The organism is Agrococcus sp. Marseille-P2731 (assembly GCF_900117395.1).
In the GTDB taxonomy this organism is placed as follows: domain Bacteria; phylum Actinomycetota; class Actinomycetes; order Actinomycetales; family Microbacteriaceae; genus Agrococcus.
The window spans coordinates 394,207-409,392 of record NZ_FPEG01000003.1; the positions used below are offsets into that span (position 1 = coordinate 394,207).

Sequence of the window (15,186 nt, forward strand, 5' to 3'; positions counted from 1 at the left end):
CGGGAGGATGTGCGATGCGTGCAGTGCTGGTGCGGGAGTTCGGGCCGACGGACGGGGTCGAGATCGGGGAGATCGAGGCACCGCTGAGGCTCGGCACCGAGGTGCTCGTCGACGTCCACGCGGCGGGGATGAACCCCATCGACTTCAAGACGGTCATCGGCAAGGGCGCGGCGAAGGCCGTCGAGCCGCTCCTCCCCTGGATCCCGGGCGGCGACATCGCCGGCGTCGTCGCAGAGGCGCCCTACGAGGCGCACGACCTGCAGCCCGGTGACGCCGTCTTCGGCTCGGCCAACCACTGGCGCACGCGCGGCAGCTTCGCCGAGCAGGCCGTGGTGCCGAGCCTCGCGCTCGCGCTGAAGCCGCAATCGCTCAGCTTCGAGGAGGCCGCAGCGGTGCCGTGCGCGGCGCTCACCGCATGGGATGCGGTGGTGCGCATCGCGAAGGCGCGCGCCGGGCAGCGCATCCTCATCCACGCCGGCGCGGGCGGGGTGGGCCACTTCGCCGTGCAGTTCGCGAAGTACTTCGGCGCGCAGGTCGCCACGACCGTGTCGGAGCGCAACGTCGACTTCGTGCGCAGCCTCGGCGCCGACGAGGTCGTCGACTACCGCGCGCAGCGCTTCGAGGAGGTGCTGCAGAAGGTCGACGTGGTGGTCGACCTGATCGGCAACGTGGCCGACGACACGGGCACGCGCTCGCTCGACGTGCTGAAGCACGGCGGGCTCTACCTGAACGTGCCCACCGGCTCCTGGCCCGACTACGCATCCGTCGCCGCCGAGCGCGGGCTGCGCGCGTCGGCGGTGAAGGTCGAGGCCGACGGCTCGAACCTCGGCATCATCGCTCGGCTCATCGACGCCGGAGACGTGCGCGTCGAGGTGCAGCGGGCGTACCCGCTCGAGAGCGTGCACGAGGCCTTCGACGCCCTGCAGGGCGGCCACGTGCGCGGCAAGCTCGTGCTGCAGGTGCGCTGAGTCAGCGAAGCGGCGCGAGACAGGGCAGGATGGTCGCCATGAGCGACGCGAAGAAGCCGCTGCTGGAAGTCTCGGGCCTCAAGGTCGAGTTCACCACGCAGGACGGCGTGGTGACGGCGGTGCACGAGGCCAACCTGACGATCGGCGCGGGCGAGACCCTCGCGATCGTGGGCGAGTCGGGTTCCGGCAAGTCCACGACAGCGATGGCGGTCATCGGGCTGCTGCCGGGCAACGGCCGCGTCACCACCGGGAGCATCCGCTTCGACGGCGAAGAGCTCGTGGGGGCGAACGAGTCGAAGCTGCGCACGATCCGCGGCCGCCGCATCGGGCTCGTGCCGCAGGATCCGATGTCGAACCTGAACCCGGTCGCGAAGATCGGCACGCAGGTCGCCGAGACGCTGCTCGCGCACGGGCTCGCCACGAAGAAGGACGTCGAGCAGAAGGTGATCGAGACGCTCGAGGCAGCCGGCCTGCCCGACGCCGCGGCACGCGCGAAGCAGTATCCGCACGAGTTCTCGGGCGGCATGCGCCAGCGCGCCCTCATCGCGATCGGCCTCGCCTGCCGCCCGCAGCTGCTGATCGCCGACGAGCCGACGAGCGCGCTCGACGTCACGGTGCAGCGCACCATCCTCGACCAGCTCGAGACGATGACGCAGGAGCTCGGCACCTCCGTGCTGCTCATCACGCACGACCTCGGCCTCGCAGCCGAGCGCGCGAAGCAGGTCGTCGTGATGCACCGCGGTCGTGTTGTCGAGCAAGGCCCCGCCAAGCAGATCCTCGAGGACCCGCAGCACCCCTACACGCAGTCGCTCGTGAAGGCCGCGCCCTCGGTGGCGATGGCTCGTCTGCGACCCGAGGACTTCATCGGCAAGGGCGTGGGCACCACTGCGCCGCGCCCCGCGGCGGATGCTGCGGAGGCGCCCGGCGCATCGGTGGCGGACACGATCATCGAGTTCGAGGGCGTCACGAAGGAGTTCCCGGTGCGGGGCAGCCGCGAGCCCTTCAAGGCCGTGGACGACGTCTCGCTCAAGGTGCCGCGCGGCACGACCGTCTCGATCGTGGGCGAGTCGGGCTCCGGCAAGACGACGACCGCTCGCATGCTGCTGAAGGCCTACGAGCCGACCAGCGGCACGGTGCGCTTCGAGGGCAAGGACATCTTCACGCTCTCGCGCGAGGAGCAGAAGGCCTTCCGGCAGCGCGTGCAGCCGGTGTTCCAGGACCCGTACTCGTCGCTCAACCCGATGTTCACGATCGAGAAGATCATCGAGGAGCCGCTGTCGTTCTACGGCAAGGGGTCGCGCGCCGAGCGCGAGCGGCGCGTGCGCGAGCTGCTGGACCAGGTGGCGCTGCCGAGCGACATGGCGCGCCGCTACCCCTCAGAGCTCTCCGGCGGCCAGCGGCAGCGCGTGGCGATCGCGCGCGCGCTCGCGCTGAAGCCCGACGTGATCGTCTGCGACGAGCCGGTCTCGGCCCTCGACGTGCTCGTGCAGGACCAGATCCTGCGCCTGCTCGGCGACCTGCAGCAGGAGCTCGGGCTCAGCTACCTCTTCATCTCGCACGACCTCGCGGTGGTGCGGCTGATCAGCGACTACGTCGCGGTGATGCAGAACGGCAAGCTGGTCGAGGCGGCGACGTCGGAGGAGATCTTCACGAACCCGCGCGACCCGTACACGCGGAAGCTGCTCGCGTCGATCCCGGGCAACGAGCTGCAGATCGCGAGCTGACCCTTCGTCACGGTGTGCGCCTGCGGCGCGCACCGGCTCAGGGCGCGGCCCTTCGTCACGGTGTGCGCCTGCGGCGCGCACCGGCTCAGGGCGCGGGACCGGCCGGCTGAGCCGCTCCGCGGCCGCGGGCCGATGAGCGCGTCGAAGCCCTAGCGCTTGCGCGTCCGCGGGTCCATCGCCTCGCGCAGCGACTCCCCGAGCAGCGTGAAGCCGAGCGCGGTGATCATGATGCAGATGCCCGGCAGGAACGCCAGCGACGGCGCGATCGCGAGCTCGGCCTGCGCGTACGTGAGCATGCGACCCCACTCCGCGGTCTCCGGCCGCCCGCCGCCGAGGCCGAGGAACGACAGCGCGGCGGCGTCGATGACGGCGGTCGCGAGCGTCAGCGTGGCCTGCACGATCACGGGGCCGACCGAGTTCGGCAGCAGGTGCGTCATGGTGATGCGGCCCGTGCCGAGGCCCAGTGTGCGCGCGGCGAGCACGTAGTCGGCGCTGCGCTGGCCGAGCATCGACGAGCGCAGCAGGCGCGCGAAGATCGGCACCTGAGCGACGCCGATCGCGATCATGATGGCGAGCGGGGTCCGCCCGAGCACCGCCGCGATCGACACGGCGAGCAGGAGGTGGGGCACCGAGAGCAGGATGTCGACGACCCGCATGATCACGCTGTCGACCCATCCGCCGAACGCGCCCGCCAGGGCGCCCAGCACCATGCCGCCGACGAGGCCGAAGAAGGTCGAGATGATGCCGATCAGCAGCGATGCCTGCGCGCCCCAGATGAGCTTCGAGAGCACGTCGCCGCCGAAGCGGTCGATGCCCAGCGGGAACTCCGGCAGGTCGCCGATGCCCGGCAGCGAGGTCGGGCGCAGGTTCTCGCGGCCCGGGGTCGCGAGCTCGGGATAGGGCGCCAGGATCGGCGCGAGCACGGCGACCAGGATGAACAGCGCCACGACGACCGCACCGACCCACGCAGCCGGGTTGCGGCGCACGCGGCGGAGGACATCGCCCCAGAAGCTGCCGCTGCGGCGCTGCGGGCCGCCAGCCTCGGGTCCGGTCGGTGTGGGGAGGACCTCTGCGGCGCTCACTGGATCCTCACTCTCGGGTCGATGAAGCTGTAGGAGATGTCGACGAGCAGGTTGATCAGCGCGTAGGCGACGGCGATGAAGAGCACGAAGCCCTGCAGCACCGGGAAGTCGCGGCCGAAGATCGCGCCGGCGAGGAACGCACCGATGCCCGGGAAGGCGAACACCGTTTCGGTGAGCACCGCCCCCGAGATCAGCAGGCCGGTCTGCAGGCCGATCGTCGTGACGACGGGGAGCATGGCGTTGCGCAGCACGAAGCGGTTGCGGATGATCTGCGTCGAGACGCCCTTGGCCCGGCCGGTGCGCACGTAGTCGGCGTTCACGACCTCGAGCACAGAGGCGCGGGTGATGCGCACGATGATCGCGAGCGGGATCGTGGCGAGCGCGAGCGCCGGCAGCAGCAGGTGCAGGAACGCGTTCCAGGCTGCGTCGAACTCGCCGGTCAGGAAGCCGTCGAGCACGTAGAAGCCCGTGAAGTGGGTGGCGTCGATGCCTCGGTCCTGCCGGCCGGTGGTCGGCAGCCAGCCGAGCTGCACCGCGAACAGCCACTTGAGCATGAAGGCGAGGAAGAAGACGGGGATCGTGATGCCCAGCAGGCTCAGGCCCACAGAGACGTGATCGACGAGCCGGCCGTGGTTGCGGGCCGCCCAGTAGCCGAGCGGGATGCCGATGCCGACCGCGATGATGAGGGCGAGCAGCGACAGCTCGATGGTGGCCGGGAAGCGGTTCATGAACTCTTCAAGCACCGGGCGCCGGGTCTCGATCGAGTTGCCGAAGTCGCCCTGCAGCAGCCGCGTCAGCCAGGTGAGGTACTGCTCGGGCAGCGGCCGGTTGAATCCGTAGGCCTCGTTGATGCGCTCGATCGCCTCCGGCGTCGCGCGCTCGCCGAGCAGCGCCGCAGCCGGCCCGCCGGGCAGCGAGCGCACCCAGAAGAACAGCAGCACGGACAGCCCGAAGAGGGTCGGGATCAGCAGCAGGAGGCGTCTGCCGATGGTTCGAAGCACGTCGTCTCTCCGTCAGGGGCGGGGTGGCGATGACCGACTGAGGCCGGTCGTGCCGGATGCCGTGGGACGAAGTCGCCCCACGGCATCCGGATGATGGATCGAGACTACTCGCTGAGCTCGATCAGGTTGTAGACCTCGTCGTTGACCGGGCTGGCCGGGTAGGAGGTCACGCGCGAGTCGAACGCCAGCGACGGGGCCGGGTGCGCGAGCGGCACACCGGGCACGAACTGCGCGATCTGCTCGTTGATCTCCTGGTAGGCGGTGCCCGCCTCCTCGGGGTCGGGCAGCTGCCGTGCGTCGGAGAGCGCCGTGAACAGCTCGTCGTTCTCGAAGCCCCACTCGTTCGACGGGCTGCCGAAGAAGACGCCGACGAAGTTGTCGGTGTCGTTGTAGTCGCCCGTCCAGCCGAGCAGGTGCACGCCGTGGTCGTCAGAGCCGCGCATCAGGTCGAGGTAGTCGGTCCACTCGTCGGCGACGGGGTTGACGGTGATGCCCACCGCTTCGAGCTGGCCGGAGAGCGCCGAGAAGATCTGCTCGGGGTTCGGCATGTAGGGGCGCGAGACGTTCACCGGGTAGTTGAAGTCGATCTCGAAGCCATCCTCGTAGCCGGCCTCGGCGAGCAGCTCGCGAGCGCGGTCGGGGTCGTACTCGTAGTCGGTGACGGCGTCGTTGTAGCCGTTGACCACCGGCGGGATGAACTGCGAGGCGACCTCGGTGCCCTCGGGGAGCACCTGCGTGACGAGCGCCTCGCGGTCGATCGCGTGGGTGATCGCCTGGCGCACGCGCACGTCCTGGAGCTCCTCGACGGTCTGGTTGAGGCCGAGGTAGAGGATCGTGAACGGGTCGCGCTGCATGACGTTGAAGCCGGCCTCGTCGAGGGCAGCGGTGTCGGCGGGCGCGACCAGGTCGTAGCCGTCGACGTCGCCGGCCTCGAGCGCCTGGCGGCGCGCGGTCGGGTCGTCGATGACGCGGAAGACGACCTCCTGGACCTGGCCCTGCTCGCCCCAGTACTCGGGGTATGCCTGCAGCACGACCGACTCACCGGGCGCCCAGGAGTCGAAGGTGAACGGGCCGGTGCCGACCGGGTGACCCTCGGCGTACTCGCTGTACTCCGGAGCCTCCTCCGAGCCGCCGACCTCGTCGGCGCTGTACTCCTCGAGCGCCGTCGGGCTCTGCATCGCGAACGCGGGCAGCGAGAGCGAAGGGATGAAGCCCGAGAAGGCGCGCGTCAGGTTGACGGTCGCGGTGAGCTCGTCGTCGGCGGAGCACGACTCGTAGAGCGCGTTCTCGTCGCCGGCGTAGCCTCCGAAGAGGTTGCCGTAGTAGTACGACAGGCTCTCCGTGGCCGTCAGGCCCTCCCAGTTGTACCAGCGGTCGAAGTTGGCGCAGACGGCCTCGGCGTCGAAGGGCGTGCCGTCGTGGAACGTGACGTCGCTCTTGAGCGTGAAGGTGGTCGAGGTGCCGTCCTCCGTGGTCTCCCACGACTCGGCGAGCAGCGGGGCCGGGTCTGCCGTGCCCGGCTCGACGCCGATGAGGCCCTCGAAGATGTTGCGCGAGATGCGGAACGTCTCGCCGTCGGAGGCGAAGGCCGGGTCGAGGCCCGAGGGGTCGCTCGAGGCGGCGAAGGTGAACGTCGAGTCGACGTCGCTGGGCGCCGCGGTGTCGCCACCGGTGTCGCCGCCGTCCTCGCGCTGGCTCTGGACGCAGCCGGTGAGCACGAGCGTCATGGCTGCGCCTCCGGCCAGGCCGGCGAGCAGGCGCCGCTTTGCGGGTGAGATCACGATGCTGGACCTTTCATCAAGGGATTCATCGCACGGGCTCCGCGCTCCGCGTCGAACGTGCGTGAGCACCAACCTAGCCCGCGCAGGGCGCAAACACCGCGCTCGCACAGTCACGATCGCGCAACGACCTGCTCGGGGTGGCTCGCTCCCTCCTCCCTGAGGACGAGAAGGGCGCGGATGCGGTGCGAGCGCGGCACCGTCGGCCTAGCCTGAGCGCATGATCCTCACGGAAGCCGTCCGCCTCGCCCTGCGGTGGTCCCCGACGCTGATCGCCGCGTGCTTCCTCGGCTCGCTGGTGCTCAGCATGCAGATCGACGGGCTCGCAGGGCTCTTCGTGACCCTGCTGATCCTCGGCGGCTTCGCGGTGCTGCCGTGGTGGCCGCGCGCCGCCTTCGCGGCGGTGCTGCTCGGCATCTGGTCGGCGTCGCCCACCGAGCCCGCCCACTCGGGGCTGCTCTTCGCCCTCGGCTTCGGCGCCGCCGCGCTGATCGCGTGGCGCGTGGAGCCGCTGCGGCTGCGGCTGCTCTCCGGGCTGCCGCTCGGGCTCGTCGCCGCGCTCGCCCTGACGTGGCGCAGCACCGTGCAGGTCAGCGAGCAGGGCTGGGGTCAGACCGACGTCAGCACGGTGGCGGGGCCGTGGCTGCTCGCGATGCTCGCGTGGGCCGCGGTCGTCGGCGCGAGGGGCCTCCGCGATGCCCTGCGCGCCGAGTCGGCGAAGCAGCAGGCCGTCGCGCGCACGACGGTCGTCGAGTCGGAGCTGCGCGACGAGCGGCTGCGCGCCGACCTGACCCACGACTTCCACGACGTGATGGCGCACTCCCTGGCCGTGCTCGCCGCCCAGGCCGAGGGGCTGCGCCTGAGCCACGCCGCGCATCCGGAGCGCATCGATCCCGTGCTCACCACCATCAGCGACACCGCGCGCCTGGCGCTGGTCGAGGTGCGCCAGCTGCTCGAGCGGGTCGACGACGACGCGCGGCGGCCGCAGGCGACGAGCACCGACATCCCGAGCCTCGTGGCGCAGGTGCGCTCGGCGGGCCCGACCGTCACCCTGCTCGACGTCGGCGAGCACGGGCGCCTCCCGCGGCTGGGCGACATCGCGGCCTACCGCATCGTGCAGGAGAGCCTCACGAACGCCCTCCGCCACGGCGGCAGCGACATCGACATCGTCGTCAGCCTCACCTGGACGGGGCCGGGGCTCAGCCTCGCCGTCTCCTCCCCCATCGCCGACCGCGCTGCGCTGCAGCCCGCGGGCCGCGGCATCGCCGGCATGCACGAGCGCGCCAGGCTCGCCGGCGGCTCGCTCGAGATCAGCGCCGACGGCGACCGGTTCCTCGTGAGCGGACACCTCCCCTACGCGGCGGATGCGGAGGCAGGCGAACCGGAGTTCCGGAAGGTGAGCGAGGCCCCGACGCCGCCGCTCACGGAGTCGCAGCTGTTCACCCTGCCGGTCGCGACGCAGCCGCGGCCGGAGGACGTCGTGGCACCGTGGATCGTCGCGCGGTGGAGCGCTGAGGCGGAGACCCCTTCGGGTCTCCGCCCCGACCCCAGCGCCGACCCTCGTCCCGAGCGTCGGATCGCAGCAGCAGCGCCGCCGCCGGTGGGCTGGTCGCTGGCGTCCACGGTCGACCTGGGCCCCGCGCTGCCACCCGACGGGCGCATCCGAAACCCCATGGCGCCCGGCGCGGGGCCGCAGTGAGGCTGCCGTGATCAGGCTGCTGCTCGTCGACGACCAGGAGCTCTTCCTGCAGGGGCTCGCGATGATCCTCGAGAGCCAGGAGGGGCTCGAGGTGGTCGGCACGGCGCTCGACGGCGAGCAGGCGATCGCGCGCACGCGCGAGCTGCAGCCAGACGTGGTGCTCATGGACATCCGCATGCCCGTGCTCGACGGCGTGAGCGCCACCGCGGCCATCCGGCGCGAGTCGCCCGAGCCGCCGCCGCACGTGATCGTGCTGACCACCATCCGGCACGACGAGGCGGTGGTGGATGCGCTGCGCGCCGGAGCGAGCGGGTTCCTGCTCAAGGACGCGCGGCCGGAGTTCCTCGTGCAGTCGATCCGCGCGGTCGTCGAGGGCCAGCAGGTGATCGCGCCCGCCGAGACCTTCGATCTGCTGCGGGCGTTTGCGCCGGTGCGGCCGGCGCCCGACGCGTCGATCCTCGCCGAGCTGACGGAGCGGGAGCGCGAGCTCTTCGCGCTCGCGGCGCGGGGGCTCTCGAACGCCGACATCGCGAGGCAGCTGTGGGTGGCGGAGACCACCGTGAAGACGCACATGCGCGCGATCCTCACGAAGCTCGGCGTCGCGAGCCGGGTGCAGCTGATCGCGCTCGCCTACGAGCACCGACTCATCGAGGTGTAGCGCTGCGCGCTGGCTGCCGAAGCGCGCCGGCCGAGTGGCGCGCGGGGGCTCCCGCGCAGCGCGCGGCACCGCGACCGCACGCAGCGGACCCCTTCCGCCGAGCGGGACCCGGTGCACCGGGTCTGCCGTGGCGGAAGGGGTCCGATTCGCTCAGGCGCGGCCGGTGCGGCGCGTCAGCAGTGCTCCGGCGGCCAGCAGCGCGCCAGCCAGCAGCAGCACGGCGAGCGCGGGCTCGCCGCCCGTGCGGGGCAGCTCACCGCCGGCACCGGGTGCGGCGCCGCCGGTCGGTGCGGGTGACGCGTCGTCCGTCGGCGCGGGCTCGCTCGGCGCGGGCTCGCTCGGCGCGGGCTCGCTGGGAGCGGGCTCGCTGGGCGCGGGCGTCTCGGCGAGCGGCGTCGTGGTCAGCGACCAGTTGACGTCGGCGAATTCGGCCGGGTCGATCGTGCCCCGCTCGATCGCGTAGTCGATCAGCAGCTGGCGCAGCTCGAGCAGGCCGTCGTAGACCACCGGGGCGTCCGCCACGTGCGGGTAGCCGGAGCCGCCCGACTGCCGGTAGTTGTTGATGCCCATCACGAAGGTGTCGTCATCGGCGATCGCGCTGCCATCCTCGTGCTGGAAGCGCACGAGGCGCTCCCCGACCGGCTGCGAGATGTCGAAGACGTACTCGATGCCGTCGACGACGTCGTAGGCGTAGTCCGGGATCGGCCGGTTGGCAGCAGGATCGAACGCGCCCGCCACCTCCGCGGTGATCGGCGCGCCGACCTCCTGCTCGATGAAGTAGCGCGCCGACCACTCGAGGTAGTCGCGCAGCTCGGCGCCGGTGAGCTCGACGGCGAGCAGGGTGTTCTCGTAGATGTACAGCGCCGCCATGTCGCGCACCGTCACGGGGCCGGCCTGGAAGACCACATCCCGATTGAACGGGGACGCCTGCGAGATGACGGTCGCGCCCTCGTGCTCGGTGCCGACCAGCGCGTCGCGCACGGTGGCGGTCTGCACCTCGTTGACGAAGTCGAGCAGCGCCGTGTCCTCGAAGCGGCTCGTCGCGCCCGACATCGTCTCGGTGAGCGTGGCGATCTGGGTGTTCACGTAGTCGACCGTCGCCTGGTGCTGCTCCTGCACGGCGGCGACGACGTCGGTGTGCTCGGCCACCTCGCCCGAGGTGGTGAGCTGCTGCCCGGTCGGCGCAGCATCCGCCCAGTCGACCTCGAAGCCGTCGCCCGAGGGCACGAGCGTCAGCTCGACCTGCGAGACGCTGCCGCCCCAGTAGACCGGCTGCGTCACGATCGCGTGGCCGCCGCCCGGCTGCTCGACGATCACCTCGGGGTTGTCCTGGTGCGAGTGGCCGGCGACGACCACGTCGACGCCCGGCACTCTCGCCACAGAGGTGGCGAGGTTCTCCTGGAGCGCTGCCGGGTCGTAGACCTGGGCCTCGGGGTCGAGACCGGTGTGCGCGAGCACCACCACCAGGTCGGCTCCGGCCGCCTCGAGCTCTGGCACGTAGCGCTCGACCGTCTCCACCTGATCCTCGAACTCGAGGATGCCCTCGACGATCGCACGATCCCAGACGCGCACGCCCGGTGCCACGACGCCGATCACACCGACCTGCACGGTCTGCCCGTCGATGGTGCGCTCGACCATGGTCGTCGGCGGCAGCACCGGCTCTGCAGTCGCGGCGTCGACGGCGTTGGCGCCCAGCAGCGGCGCGTCGAGCTGCGCGTCGTAGGTCTCGAGCAGGTCGAGGCCGTAGTTGTACTCGTGGTTGCCGACGACCTGCGCGTCGTAGTCGAGGGCGTTGAAGGCGGCGGCCATCGGATGCGTGTCACCGGTCTCGGTCACCGGCTCGCGCAGGCCCGTCAGGTAGGTCAGCGGGGTGCCCTGGATCGCGTCGCCGTTGTCGAACAGCAGCACCGAGTCGTCGCCGCGCTCCGCGCGGACCTGCTCGATCACGGTGCCTGCGCGGGCGAGCCCCAGCTCCTCACCCGCGGGGTAGGGCGCATTGGCGAAGTAGTCCCAGTTGAGGACGTGCCCGTGGGTGTCGGTGGTGGAGAGGATCGTCAGCTCGACCGGGTCGCCGGGGGCAGCGGCTGCGGCGGTCGCCGGCACGAGGGCGAGCGCCGCTGCTGCGATGGCAGCGGTGATCGCCGGGAGGGTGCGGTTGGGCATGGGGGCCTTTCTCGATGATGCGGGACCGGCGCCCAGGGGCACCTCGTCGAGCCAAGCGGATGCCGCGACCGAGGGTCAAGCGACAGGCGGTGAACATCCGGTGACGCCCGTCGGATGACGCCGGGAACGACAAGAGCCCCGCCGAAGCGGGGCTCTTGGCTGGTTCTCGTGACGCGTGCGCCAGCGGCGCGCGCTCCTCGACCTCGAGGCTTCCGTGCGCAACGCGGCTTCGCCGCATTGCGCACTCCAGGCTCAGATGGTGGTGACGTCCACCGGGATGCCGGGGCCGAAGGTCGTCGAGACGGTGGCCTTCAGCACGTAGCGGCCCTTCGACGACGACGGCTTCAGGCGCACGATCTCGTCGAGCGCGGCCTGGATGTTGTCCGTGAGCTGCTCGGCCGAGAACGACGCCTTGCCGACGATGAAGTGCACGTTCGAGTGCTTGTCGACGCGGAACTCGATGCGGCCGCCCTTGATGTCCGTCACGGCCTGCGCGACGTTCGGCGTGACGGTGCCGGTCTTCGGGTTCGGCATCAGGCCGCGCGGGCCGAGCACCTTGCCGAGACGACCGACCTTGCCCATGAGCTCGGGGCTCGCGACGGCGGCGTCGAAGTTGGTCCAACCGGCGGCCACCTTCTCGATGAGCTCGTCCGAGCCCACCTCGTCGGCACCAGCGGCGATGGCGGCCTCAGCAGCCGGGCCCTGCGCGAAGACGATGACGCGAGCGGTCTTGCCGGTGCCGTGAGGAAGAGAAACGGTACCGCGGACCATCTGGTCGGCCTTGCGGGGGTCGACGCCGAGCTTCAGCGCCACCTCGACGGTCGAGTCGGTCTTCGCCGAACCCGTCTCGCGAGCGAGCATGACGGCGTCAGCGGCCGTGTAGGACGAGTCAGCGTCGATCTTCGCCGCTGCGGCCTTGTAGGCCTTGGACTTCTGTGCCATGTGATCCTCCAGATCAGAGTTCGTGGTGCGCGCCTGGCCGGCGCTCCCACTGGTGAGCCTTCGGCTCGGGTGCTGCGCGAGCGCAGCGAGGGGGTCAGCCCTCGACGGTGATGCCCATGGAGCGGGCCGTGCCGGCGACGATCTTCGCAGCGCCTGCGAGGTCGTTCGCGTTGAGGTCCTGCATCTTCTGCTGCGCGATCTCCTCGACCTGCGCCTGCGTCAGCTTGCCGACCTTCGTCGTGTGCGGGACGCCAGAGCCCTTCTTGACGCCAGCTGCCTTCTTGATGAGCTCAGCGGCCGGCGGGGTCTTGAGCACGAAGTCGAACGAGCGGTCCTCGTAGACGGTGATCTCGACGGGGATGACGTTGCCGCGCTGGTTCTCCGTGGCAGCGTTGTACGCCTTGCAGAACTCCATGATGTTGACGCCGTGCTGGCCGAGCGCCGGACCGACCGGCGGCGCGGGGTTGGCGGCGCCGGCCTGGATCTGCAGCTTGATCAGACCCGTGACCTTCTTCTTGGGTGCCATGTCTCTTCCTTCTTGGTGTGTCGCGGACGCGGGCTCGCCTGTGGAGCCCGGGACCGCATCCAGCCCCTGTCGGGGCTAGAGCTTGCTGACCTGGCCGAAGCCGAGCTCGACAGGAGTCTCGCGCTCGAACAGGCTGACGAGCACGGTGAGCTTGCGGCTCGCCGGCTGGATCTCGGAGATCGTGCCGGGGAAGCCCGCGAACGAGCCCTCGGTGATCGTGATGGTCTCGCCGACCTCGAAGTCGACCTCCACCGTGAGCTGCGCGGGCTTCGCGTCGGGCGTGGCCTTCTGCTGCTCGGCGAGCTGCTCGTCGGCGATCGGCTTCAGCATCGTGAAGGCCTCGTCGAAGCGCAGCGGCGCGGGGTTGTGGGCGTTGCCGACGAAGCCGGTCACGCCAGGCGTGTGGCGGACGACGGACCAGGTGTCCTCGTCGAGGTCCATGCGCACGAGCACGTAGCCCGGCACGCGCACGCGGTTGACGCGCTTGGCCTGGCCGTTCTTGGTCTCGAGCACGTCCTCCGTCGGCACCTGGATCTCGTAGATGCCCTCGACCTGCATGTTCTCGGCGCGCGAGGCGATGTTGGCCTTGACCTTCTTCTCGTAGCCAGCGTACGAGTGGATGACGAACCAGCGACCCGGCTTCATGCGCATCTCGCGCTTGAAGTCCTCGTAGGGGTCGGTCGTCGGCTCGGCCGGCTTCTCCTCGTCGGGGACGAGATCGTCGAGCGCCTTGTTCAGCTCGATGTCGAGGTCGTTGACGTCTGACACGTATCCACCTTCTCCTTCACGTCTCGGATCGGGCTCAGCCAGCGAGGCCGAACAGCGGCAGATCGCCGAACATCCAGCCGACGAACGAGCCGAACACCAGGTCGAGAGCCGAGACGAGGAGCATCATGAAGACCACGAAGACGAGCACGACGAGCGTGTAGCGGATCAGCTCCTTGCGCGTCGGCGTGACGACCTTGCGGAGCTCGACCAGCACTTCCTTGAGGAAGGCGACCAGGCGCGCGAACGGGTTGCGAGAAGCAGCCTCGCGTGAGCGGGGTGCCTCCTCGATCGCGTTCTCAGCCACAGTGACCCTTCGTCCGTTCGGCCCGGCGAATGCCGGAGCCCATCAGGCCCCGGTTCCGGAGCCCTGAGCAGGGCGGACAGGACTCGAACCTGCAACCTGCGGTTTTGGAGACCGCTGCTCTACCAATTGAGCCACCGCCCTGGGCTGGTGGCATCCCACGCGGTCGTGAGCCCGGAGGCACGCAACAGCATGGCGATCGTCAACCACCAAGGGAACAGCATACTTCGACTCGGAGGCCCCTGTCCACTTGGGGCGCGCGTCGCTGGCGCGTCGGGTCGGCCGCACGCCAGCGCGCCGCATCCGCCGCGGCCTAGGCTTGGTGCCGTGAACCGCATCGCCGCGCGCATCGCCGCCATCAACGAATCCGCCACCCTCAAGGTCGACGCGAAGGCCAAGGCCCTCAAGGCCCAGGGTCGCGACGTGATCTCCTATGCCGCGGGCGAGCCCGACTTCGCGACGCCGCCGAACATCGTCGAGGCGGCGCAGCGCGCGCTCGCCGACCCGAAGAACTATCGCTACACCCCCGCTGCGGGCCTGCCGGAGCTGCGCGAGGCCGTGGCGGCGAAGACCCTGCGCGACTCAGGCCTCGAGGTCGCGGCGAGCCAGGTGCTCGTCACGAACGGCGGCAAGCAGTCGGTGTACCAGGCGTTCCAGACGATCCTCGACCCGGGCGACGAGGTGCTCGTGCCCACGCCCTACTGGACCACCTACCCCGAGGCCATCGCCCTCACCGGCGCGACGCAGGTCGACGTCTTCGCGGGCGCCGACCAGGGCTACCTCGTCACCGTCGACCAGCTCGAGGCGGCGCGCACCGAGCGCACGAAGGCGCTGCTCATGGTGAGCCCCTCGAACCCGACGGGCGCCGTGTACCCGGCCGACCACATCCGCGCCATCGCCGAGTGGGCCGAGAGCCACGGGCTGTGGGTCGTGAGCGACGAGATCTATCAGAACCTCACCTACGACGGCGAGCGCGCGCTGTCGATCGTCGAAGCACTGCCGGCGATCGCCGACCGCACGATCCTCGTCAACGGCGTCGCGAAGACCTATGCGATGACCGGCTGGCGCGTGGGCTGGATGGTGGGCCCGGCCGACGTCATCAAGGCGGCGGGCAACCTGCAGTCGCACCTGACGAGCAACGTGAACAACGTGGCGCAGCTCGGCGCTGTCGAGGCGCTCAACGGGCCGCAGGACGCGGTGGCAGAGATGCTGACGGCCTTCGACCGCCGGCGGCAGACGATCGTCGGCGAGCTGTCCAAGATCCCCGGCTTCTCGGTGCCGACGCCGAAGGGCGCCTTCTACGTCTACGCGGATGTGTCGGGGCTGCTGGGGCAGGAGTGGGGCGGGGTCACACCCACATCGAGCCTGGAGCTCGCCGACCTGATGCTCGAGCAGGCCGAGGTCGCGGCAGTGCCGGGCGAGGCGTTCGGGCCGTCGGGGTACCTGCGCTTCTCCTACGCGCTCGGCGACGACGCGCTGCTCGAGGGCGTGCAGCGGCTGCAGCGGCTCTTCGGCGCCTGAGCCGCGCATGCTCGAGGTGCGGGCGGTTCGACGCGACGACCGGTCGGCACTGACG

At 70.7% G+C, this 15,186-nt stretch carries 13 protein-coding genes and 1 tRNA gene; 5 read left to right on the forward strand and 9 right to left on the reverse strand.

The genetic code is table 11. The features are described 5' to 3' along the window. The first annotated feature begins 14 nt into the window (after positions 1–14). Together BQ6202_RS10025 and BQ6202_RS10030 are read left to right on the forward strand one after the other, a co-directional pair. A complete protein-coding gene (locus BQ6202_RS10025; RefSeq protein ID WP_072314324.1) occupies positions 15–968 on the forward strand; it encodes an NADP-dependent oxidoreductase in 954 nt (317 codons plus the stop codon). Positions 969–1,006: 38 nt separating this feature from the next. After that, entirely contained in the window at positions 1,007–2,692 is a 1,686-nt protein-coding gene (locus tag BQ6202_RS10030; protein ID WP_143143714.1) for a dipeptide ABC transporter ATP-binding protein, read from the forward strand. Positions 2,693–2,841: 149 nt separating this feature from the next. Here BQ6202_RS10030 and BQ6202_RS10035 read toward each other — a convergent pair whose 3' ends face one another. From BQ6202_RS10035 to BQ6202_RS10045, 3 genes are all read right to left on the reverse strand, one after another. Further along, positions 2,842–3,774 carry an ABC transporter permease gene (locus tag BQ6202_RS10035; RefSeq protein WP_072314326.1) on the reverse strand — a complete coding sequence of 311 codons (933 nt, stop codon included), beginning with the start codon at positions 3,772–3,774 and terminating at the stop codon, positions 2,842–2,844. Continuing rightward, positions 3,771–4,775 carry an ABC transporter permease gene (locus BQ6202_RS10040; RefSeq protein ID WP_072314327.1) on the reverse strand — a complete coding sequence of 335 codons (1,005 nt, stop codon included), beginning with the start codon at positions 4,773–4,775 and terminating at the stop codon, positions 3,771–3,773. The genes BQ6202_RS10035 and BQ6202_RS10040 overlap by 4 nt, the downstream gene beginning before the upstream one ends. Before the next feature lie 104 nt (positions 4,776–4,879). Then, positions 4,880–6,556 (reverse strand): ABC transporter substrate-binding protein, encoded by a 1,677-nt coding sequence (locus BQ6202_RS10045; RefSeq protein ID WP_442855773.1) that lies wholly within the window; start codon positions 6,554–6,556, stop codon positions 4,880–4,882. A 217-nt stretch (positions 6,557–6,773) separates the two neighbouring features. Here BQ6202_RS10045 and BQ6202_RS10050 point away from each other — a divergent pair, with 217 nt between their 5' ends. Continuing rightward, complete coding sequence (locus BQ6202_RS10050) at positions 6,774–8,252, forward strand: sensor histidine kinase (RefSeq protein ID WP_072314329.1); 1,479 nt, start codon at positions 6,774–6,776, stop codon at positions 8,250–8,252. Positions 8,253–8,259: 7 nt separating this feature from the next. Continuing rightward, positions 8,260–8,910, forward strand: coding sequence for a response regulator (locus BQ6202_RS10055; RefSeq protein ID WP_072314330.1), 651 nt, complete (start codon positions 8,260–8,262; stop codon positions 8,908–8,910). Between the two features lie 150 nt (positions 8,911–9,060). Here the strand turns inward: BQ6202_RS10055 and BQ6202_RS10060 are convergent, their stop codons facing one another. The 6 genes from BQ6202_RS10060 to BQ6202_RS10085 form a co-directional block, all read right to left on the reverse strand. After that, positions 9,061–11,073 carry a bifunctional metallophosphatase/5'-nucleotidase gene (locus tag BQ6202_RS10060; RefSeq protein WP_072314331.1) on the reverse strand — a complete coding sequence of 671 codons (2,013 nt, stop codon included), beginning with the start codon at positions 11,071–11,073 and terminating at the stop codon, positions 9,061–9,063. Positions 11,074–11,325: 252 nt separating this feature from the next. After that, the gene (rplA, locus tag BQ6202_RS10065; RefSeq protein ID WP_072314332.1) at positions 11,326–12,015 is read right to left on the reverse strand and encodes a 50S ribosomal protein L1; all 690 of its coding nucleotides are present in this window, start codon (positions 12,013–12,015) and stop codon (positions 11,326–11,328) included. Positions 12,016–12,109: 94 nt separating this feature from the next. Beyond that, entirely contained in the window at positions 12,110–12,541 is a 432-nt protein-coding gene (gene rplK / locus BQ6202_RS10070) for a 50S ribosomal protein L11 (protein ID WP_072314333.1), read from the reverse strand. A 75-nt stretch (positions 12,542–12,616) separates the two neighbouring features. Then, positions 12,617–13,351 carry a transcription termination/antitermination protein NusG gene (gene nusG / locus BQ6202_RS10075; protein ID WP_442855778.1) on the reverse strand — a complete coding sequence of 245 codons (735 nt, stop codon included), beginning with the start codon at positions 13,349–13,351 and terminating at the stop codon, positions 12,617–12,619. Continuing rightward, positions 13,344–13,613 carry a preprotein translocase subunit SecE gene (secE, locus tag BQ6202_RS10080; RefSeq protein ID WP_072314335.1) on the reverse strand — a complete coding sequence of 90 codons (270 nt, stop codon included), beginning with the start codon at positions 13,611–13,613 and terminating at the stop codon, positions 13,344–13,346. Before secE ends, nusG begins: the two co-directional genes overlap by 8 nt. 68 nt (positions 13,614–13,681) lie before the next feature. Beyond that, positions 13,682–13,754: transfer RNA gene (locus tag BQ6202_RS10085), tRNA-Trp, on the reverse strand. A gap of 183 nt (positions 13,755–13,937) precedes the next feature. On the opposite strand from BQ6202_RS10085, the gene BQ6202_RS10090 reads away from it, so the two are divergent. Beyond that, a complete protein-coding gene (locus BQ6202_RS10090) occupies positions 13,938–15,131 on the forward strand; it encodes a pyridoxal phosphate-dependent aminotransferase (RefSeq protein WP_072314336.1) in 1,194 nt (397 codons plus the stop codon). The last annotated feature ends 55 nt before the right edge of the window (positions 15,132–15,186 follow it).